The organism is Microcoleus sp. Pol12B4 (assembly GCF_036701385.1).
Lineage (GTDB): Bacteria > Cyanobacteriota > Cyanobacteriia > Cyanobacteriales > Microcoleaceae > Microcoleus.
The window spans coordinates 1-6,838 of sequence record NZ_JAUBQR010000289.1 but is presented as its reverse complement, the minus strand read 5'-3'; the positions used below and the strand labels follow the sequence as shown (position 1 = coordinate 6,838).

General features: G+C 45.5%; 7 protein-coding genes. 3 read left to right on the top strand and 4 right to left on the bottom strand.

The window, feature by feature from the left end:
• On the bottom strand, positions 1-569 hold a 569-nt coding region (locus QUA38_RS26430; RefSeq protein ID WP_333167144.1), incomplete at its 3' end, for a hypothetical protein.
• Between the two features lie 117 nt (positions 570-686).
• Here QUA38_RS26430 and QUA38_RS26425 point away from each other — a divergent pair.
• The 3 genes from QUA38_RS26425 (at position 687) to rimM (ending at position 3,559) form a co-directional block, all read left to right on the top strand.
• The gene (locus QUA38_RS26425) at positions 687-1,961 is read left to right on the top strand and encodes a molybdenum cofactor synthesis domain-containing protein (RefSeq protein ID WP_333167142.1); all 1,275 of its coding nucleotides are present in this window, start codon (positions 687-689) and stop codon (positions 1,959-1,961) included.
• 102 nt (positions 1,962-2,063) lie between these two features.
• On the top strand, positions 2,064-2,696 hold the full coding sequence (locus QUA38_RS26420; RefSeq protein ID WP_015179099.1) for a response regulator: 633 nt from the start codon (positions 2,064-2,066) through the stop codon (positions 2,694-2,696).
• A 221-nt stretch (positions 2,697-2,917) separates the two neighbouring features.
• The gene (gene rimM / locus QUA38_RS26415; protein ID WP_333167140.1) at positions 2,918-3,559 is read left to right on the top strand and encodes a ribosome maturation factor RimM; all 642 of its coding nucleotides are present in this window, start codon (positions 2,918-2,920) and stop codon (positions 3,557-3,559) included.
• 63 nt (positions 3,560-3,622) lie between these two features.
• On the opposite strand, the gene QUA38_RS26410 is transcribed toward rimM, so the two are convergent.
• The 3 genes from QUA38_RS26410 to QUA38_RS26400 all read right to left on the bottom strand — a co-directional run.
• Entirely contained in the window at positions 3,623-4,093 is a 471-nt protein-coding gene (locus QUA38_RS26410) for a phosphate-starvation-inducible PsiE family protein (protein WP_333167138.1), read from the bottom strand.
• Between the two features lie 357 nt (positions 4,094-4,450).
• A complete protein-coding gene (locus QUA38_RS26405) occupies positions 4,451-4,762 on the bottom strand; it encodes an RNA recognition motif domain-containing protein (RefSeq protein ID WP_332948676.1) in 312 nt (103 codons plus the stop codon).
• A gap of 627 nt (positions 4,763-5,389) precedes the next feature.
• Positions 5,390-6,838: molybdopterin dinucleotide binding domain-containing protein (locus QUA38_RS26400; RefSeq protein ID WP_333167136.1), on the bottom strand; the 1,449-nt coding region annotated here is incomplete at its 5' end.

Below are 6,838 nucleotides of genomic sequence, written 5' to 3'. Positions count from 1 at the left end.
ACATACCAATAATAAAATGCAATGTTGATTTCACTAAACAATTTAGGTACTCCCTCTAGTAAACTGGAGAATATCTTGTTTTTTAGATGCAGGGAATCTACGTCGATCGCCAAAAACAACAAGCCCAAACCAGTTAACAATATTTGATAGGGAGTCAACTGTAGTTCTCGCCGAAAAAACCATCCGTAGGAGAACAAAATAATGGCGTACAAAAGACTTACTCCTAGCTTAGGAATTCCTAATGCGATCATATATATATGAATTCGGTAAGTTTGATTCAGCAGAAATCCACCTGTTAAAAAAGCAGAAAATAAAATAAATTGATTTTTTTCATGGCACGTTTGAATAGTTTTAGCTAATCCATAAGTGAAAGTACAAATAACGACCGGTACAGAACACAAGATTTGGAAAGTCCGTGTTAATAAAGCGACATTGGGATGGGGAGAAAAATCAGGCGGAAAGAATAAATCGCTAACTTTTAACCCGGAAATTTGAGTAAAAGATATCATTAACGTCACAAATAATAACGATAAACAATTGAGTCGAACAACAGAGCGACAAATAGTCATAAGCAATTAATACCAAAAATTAGGTTGATTGCCAAAACACAAAAAAATTATATCACCAATATATCAGGATATTTTGCTAAACTTAATCATGAGTGTTATCAAAATAAGGAGACAGTCATGCTCTCAGTGAAAGAAGCAGAATCGATCGTTCTAAATTTGGCGCTGCCCCTCGACAGTCAGCGGGATGTAGAAACTGTAGACTTGCTGGCAGCATCGGGGCGCATTTTGGCAGCAGCCGTCACTGGTTCCCTGGATTTTCCTTATTGGGACAATTCGGCAATGGATGGGTACGCGGTACGCTTTGATGATGTAGAAAACTGTAGCGCCGAAAAACCAGTGGTACTCGAAGTAGTAGAAGAGATTCCAGCCGGATATCAGCCTCAAAATACCCTCCAATCGGGGCAAGCAGCGCGAATTTTTACGGGTGGGGTGATGCCTGCGGGTGCTGATACGGTGGTAATGCAGGAAGAAACAAGACGTGAGGGCAATCGTATTTTTATCTTAGTTTCTCCTGAAAAACCGCAAGCATTTGTCAGGCACAAAGGCGCTTTTTATCAAGCAGGAACAACTTTGCTAACTCCCGGTACAGTTATCAACGCCCCAGAAATGGCGGTGTTAGCAACTGCCCAGTGCATTCAAGTTCCTGTTTATCGGCGGCTGCGGGTGGCGATTTTTTCTACGGGTGACGAATTGGTATCGCCTGACGAAGCTTTGGCACCGGGGAAACTGGTGGACTCAAATCAGTATGCTTTGACAGTTTTGTTGGCACAAATGGGATTTGAACCGATTCGATTAGGCATTGTTCCTGATAATGAAGAGGCGTTAAACAAGGCGATAGCCGGGGCTGTTGCGACGGCAGATGTGGTGCTTTCTACGGGGGGCGTCTCGGTAGGAGACTACGATTATATTGAGAAAATATTAGGGGATTTGGGAGGAAAAGTTCACGTTAGTTCTGTGGCGATTAAGCCGGGTAAACCTTTAACGGTTGCTGGCTTTAAACGAGGTGAAAAAAATCAGGATTCGCCGAGTTTGAGTTCGGATTGTCTCTATTTTGGTTTGCCGGGAAATCCGGTTTCGGCTTTAGTCTGCTGTTGGCGTTTTGTTGTGCCTGCTTTGAGAAAGATGTCTGGGCTTGCCCCTGATGCTTGGGGGCCGGAGTTTGTCAAAGCTAGGTGTAATGCTGAATTGCGATCGCCTGGCCGACGCGAAACTTATATTTGGGGTAAACTGCATTTAGTTGCCGGAGTCTGGGAATTTGAACCTGCTAGTGGCAGCCAAAATTCAGCGAATTTAATTAACCTCGCCAATACAAGTGGTTTAGCAGTTTTGCCACCAGTGGAAACCGGGATTTTACCAGGCGAATTCGTAGAGGTTTTAAAAGTTAGTCATTAGTTAGTTGTTATGGGTTATTTGTTATTGGTTCGGTATGATTTACTGTAAAATGTTAATAACTAAGTAATCTTCCTTCTTCCTTCTTCCTTCTTCCTTCGTATTATGAAAATTTTAATTGTTGAAGACGATCCGATGATGCAACTGGGATTAGAGCAAGTTTTAGCGGATTCCCCAGAAATAGAAATAGTAGGACAAGCAGAAGATGGCTATTTAGGCGTAGCAGCCGCACTGAAACTCAAACCTGATATTATTGTGATGGATATCGGTTTGCCACGGCTCGACGGCATAGCAGCGACGCAGCAAATTAAAGCACAACTGCCAGAAGTTCGAGTAGTAATGTTAACTTCTCACACGGCAGAGACTGAAATTATTGCTGCCCTTTCTAGTGGGGCTGATGCTTATTGTATTAAAGGTGCTTCTGTAGATAGGCTGTTAGCAGCGATTGCAGCCGCAGCAGAGGGAGCTACATATCTTGACCCTCAAATTGCCCGGACTGTCATCGAACACCTCAAACCCCCTATACCTGCCTCTACAACTACTTTTGGTCAGTTGTCACAGCGGGAATTGGAGGTGTTAAAATTAATGGTGGAAGGTAACAGCAATCCGGAGATAGCAGCGGCACTTTACTTGAGTCCAAATACTATTAAAACTCACGTTCGCGGTATTATGAATAAGTTGGCAGTGGATGACCGCGTGCAAGCAGCCGTTGTAGCGCTGAGAACTGGATTGGTGTAAAGAAGAAAGTTCGGCAACGGATTGTTTAACGGATTTAACGGATGGATGTTGATGAAAGAGGGTTGTGCGGAAACGAATTGTTTGACGGATTTAACGGGGATCGGCAAGAGCTTCGAGGGCAGAATTCTTAGTGACCAATTGCTAATTACCAATTACTAATTAGCAATACCAAATTTCCAATTTCCAATTATCAATTACTAACAATTTGAGTGATATAATCTATGTCTGAGTGGATAGAAATCGGTAAAATTGTAGCAGCTCAAGGTTTAGACGGGGAAGTGCGAGTCTATCCGGATTCGGATTTCCCGGAAAGATTTATCGAACCGGGGAAGCGGTGGATTTTGCGCCCTAACAAAAGTGAACCCGAGCCGATCGAGTTTTTGGGTGGTCGCTACATTCCGGGCAAAGGGCTGTATGCTGTAGAGGTAGAGGGTGTGGAAGACCGCGATAGTGCTGAGGCGCTGCGGGGCTGTAAGTTGTTTGTTGAAAAGACCGATCGACCTTACCTTGAATCTGATGAGTTTTACGTCCAAGATTTGATCGGTATGGAAGTTTTTAACCAGTTAACCGGGGAAATTTTAGGCAAGGTAAGTGATATTATTCCCGCAGGTAACGATCTTTTAGAAGTAGAAACGAATCTAACGCCGCCGGAAACTGTCGCCGCAGAATTAGAAAAGCCAAAACAGCCGGAAACTCCCAAAGCCAACGCTGACCCCAGAAATACCCGCAAACCACGGAAAATTCGCGTTAAAGAGCCTAAATCCACAAAAATCTTGATTCCTTTTGTGGAAGAGATTGTGCCAATTGTGGACTTAGAACAAGGCAGAATTGAAATTGTGCCTCCTCCTGGTTTGTTGGAATAATATCATGTCCGGTCGCTCGACCGGACATGATATTAGTTATTAACAATTCCCAATCCCCAATTCCTAATGCCCACTATTATCGTTTCCTCTATTTGTGGACCGCACTATCAAGTAACTGATTGAAAGCGCGAAAATTGCAATCGCCAAACCAATCAAGTCTGCTGCTGTTTTCTTTTCCAGGTCAAGAATGATGATTTTTCGAGATACTGCTATCAAGGAAGTTACAATAACTAGCTCTACTTGAATTACGTGCTTTTTCAGATAAGCTGTAATATTTTCCAATATTTCTAGAGCAATTAAAACATTCAAAAATAACCCAAATATGACAAACAACGTGTCTTTTAACAAATCATCACTGTGGTTTACCCATTCTTTTCCTAAAAAAATTAGCAAATCGCAAACGCTGAGGAGAATTACCCAAATCATCGCGAGTGATAAAATTTTCGATATTATTACTTCTACACTTTCTGTAAAATGCAGAAATTGTTCCTCATTTCCTAACTTAGAAATTTGCCTAAATATTTTTTTCAGCATACCAGTGATTTAATCATCATTCTTGATGATTTTGTCATTGTTCGGTACACTTTGCAAGCGCCAAACTCTGCGAGTGCGTGGTTGCACGGCGGGAACCGGGCACTGGGGAAGGAGGCTCTCTCTGCCTGTTATATTTTATAGTTCGGGTCAGCTAGGAATCGATCGCACGCCCTCGAACTCCTAATTAATAATTTTTGCCATAAAAAAGCCTCAAACTATTGTCTAGCAATATTTTGAGGCTTTTAAGGCGCGGTACGACCACTGAACTAACTATCTGTTCTCCACAGAGAATGATTTTTTACTCCCAGCTTGCTCCGACGCAATATACAATATAGCTAAAAATTTAGCTCGGGTGGTTTAGTAGCGACGAGAATTGCCACCGCGATCGTTGTTACCCCAGTTACCGCTGTTAGAAGAACCACGTTCTTCGCGGGGTTTTGCCTTATTGACCTTGAGGTCGCGACCCATCCACTCAGCACCGTCAAGAGCCTCAATGGCTGCGGCTTCTTCGGCTTCAGTAGACATTTCTACAAAAGCGAAGCCCCGCATCCGACCTGTTTCCCGGTCAGCAGGCAACTGAACGCGCTTTACTGTTCCGTACTCTCCAAAAGTTTGGTTGAGGTGCTCCTGCGTTACTTCGTAGGATAAATTGCCGACATAGATTGACATTGAACATTCTCCAGAATCAGAGGGTGTAGAGATTTAAATCCGGAGGAACGCCGATCGAACGAACTGTACTGCCGAAAATAAAGCCTTGTAAAACCATTATAGCACCTTGAGGTGCAAACGGCAATTGTCTGACTCGATTAATTAAAAAGAAAGCAGAAGCTATTCACCAGAAGGCATTCTGCGGAAGTAAAAACCCCCAATAAAAACTCAGAATACATAAATTTACATAAATTTAATTTTCCTTATTCCCGGGCTCTGCCGGGGAAACGCAGTTTTTAGGCTGCGTAATGGCCTAACGATTTTAGGTTTTAGATCTGGGATGTGAGATTTAAGATTTATGTGTAGGGTATGTCCGGATTCAAAATTTCTTGATCGAGAGAGGTTGTTACCCCAAAAAACGGATACAAGCCCCGGACTCCTGTCGGGAAGAGTGCAAAATTTTAGACTCTTGTTCAAGAACCCAGATTCATGTGTGGAGTAAATCTTCAATAGTTCGACTGAGCGGGATTGACTGAGCGCTCCCCGAACGTATCGCCGAACGTCCACCACGTTCCTCCCTATGTCTAAAGCCTGGGGCTTCCAGCTCGTTCTTCGGTGATTTGTAACATCCCGTAGTTAGATGGCAGCTCAAGAAGTGACGGCAACGGTGGATTTTGCCCAATTAAATTCCCCAACTTCTGCGACCACTTCCGCTGCAGTGTCTGCCCCAACCAGGACCAACTGCACCGCACAAGCTTTTAACTCAGGCTGTTTGGAATCTGGACAGCTTGCAGCATGAGTCATGGCATTAGCTTCAGCACCTTCAGCCCACAGATAACCCCAGTGCATAGGTACAAATAGCGTACCTGGGGCGATCGCCTTTGTGACTTTGGCAGGAAACTGCGCCTTGCCGCGGCGCGATCGAACTTCCAGCAAATCTCCCTCCTTAATCTGCAATTTTGCAGCATCGCGGGGGTGAATTTCCAAAAACGGATCGGGGTGCAATTGATTAATTTTCTCTGTTCTACCCGTCCGCGTCATCGTGTGCCAGTGTCCGTAAAGTCTCCCTGTCGTCAACACAAAGGGATAATTTGGATCTGGAGGTTCTGACAGTCCCCGGGAGTGATATGCCGAAAATCTCGCCCGCGCGTCAGGAGTGTGAAAACGCCTGTCAGTATACAGCCGCTTCGCTTCGTTCGCTGGATGCACAGGCTCGTTTTCCCGGCAAGGCCACTGCTGGGGGCCTTGTTGGCGGATGTATTCGTGGCTCAGACCGGTCATGTCGCAAGGCTGGCCGCGCGTCAACTGGGCGTATTCTGTAAAAACCTCCGCACTGTTGTCGAAAGCAAAGTGTTCGGCAAAACCCAACCGCCGTCCCACCTCGGCGAAAATCCTCCAGTCGTCGCGGGCTTCCCCGGAGGGAGTGTCGAAACCGGGACAAAAGGTAACGCGGCGTTCAGAATTCGTCATTACTCCCGTTTTTTCGCTCCACTGCGTTGCAGGCAGCAGGATATGAGCGTAGGCGGAGGTTTCAGTGGGATAGTAAGCTTCTTGATAAATAGTAAAGGGCGAGCGCAACAAAGCGGCTTTAGTGCGTTCCAAATCCGGCATACTCACCACCGGATTAGTAGCTGCAATCCACAGCAACTCGACTTCGCCAGTTTCCAAACCGGTAATCATCTCCCAAGCTGTGCGGCCTGGATTCGGGGAAATACTTCCCGGTGCGATTCCCCAAAACTCCTCGACTTGGGTTCTGTGTTCAGCATTTTTCACAAATCGGTAGCCTGGGAGCAAGTGAGACAGTCCTCCGGCTTCCCGCCCTCCCATCGCGTTTGGCTGGCCGGTGAGGGAAAACGGGCCGCATCCCGGTTTGCCGATTTGACCGGTCATCAAGTGCAAATTAATCAGCGATCGCACCTTTGCCGTGCCTTCCGACGACTGATTCATCCCCATCGACCACAGCGACAAAACCCGCTGCGACTGTTCCCAGTAGTTTGCCGCCGTTTCTAACTCGCTGACAGTAATGCCGCAGCGCGAGGCTACAAACTCCGGCGTGTAGCTGCTAATAACCTCAGCAAAAGCTGAAAAATTCGCCGT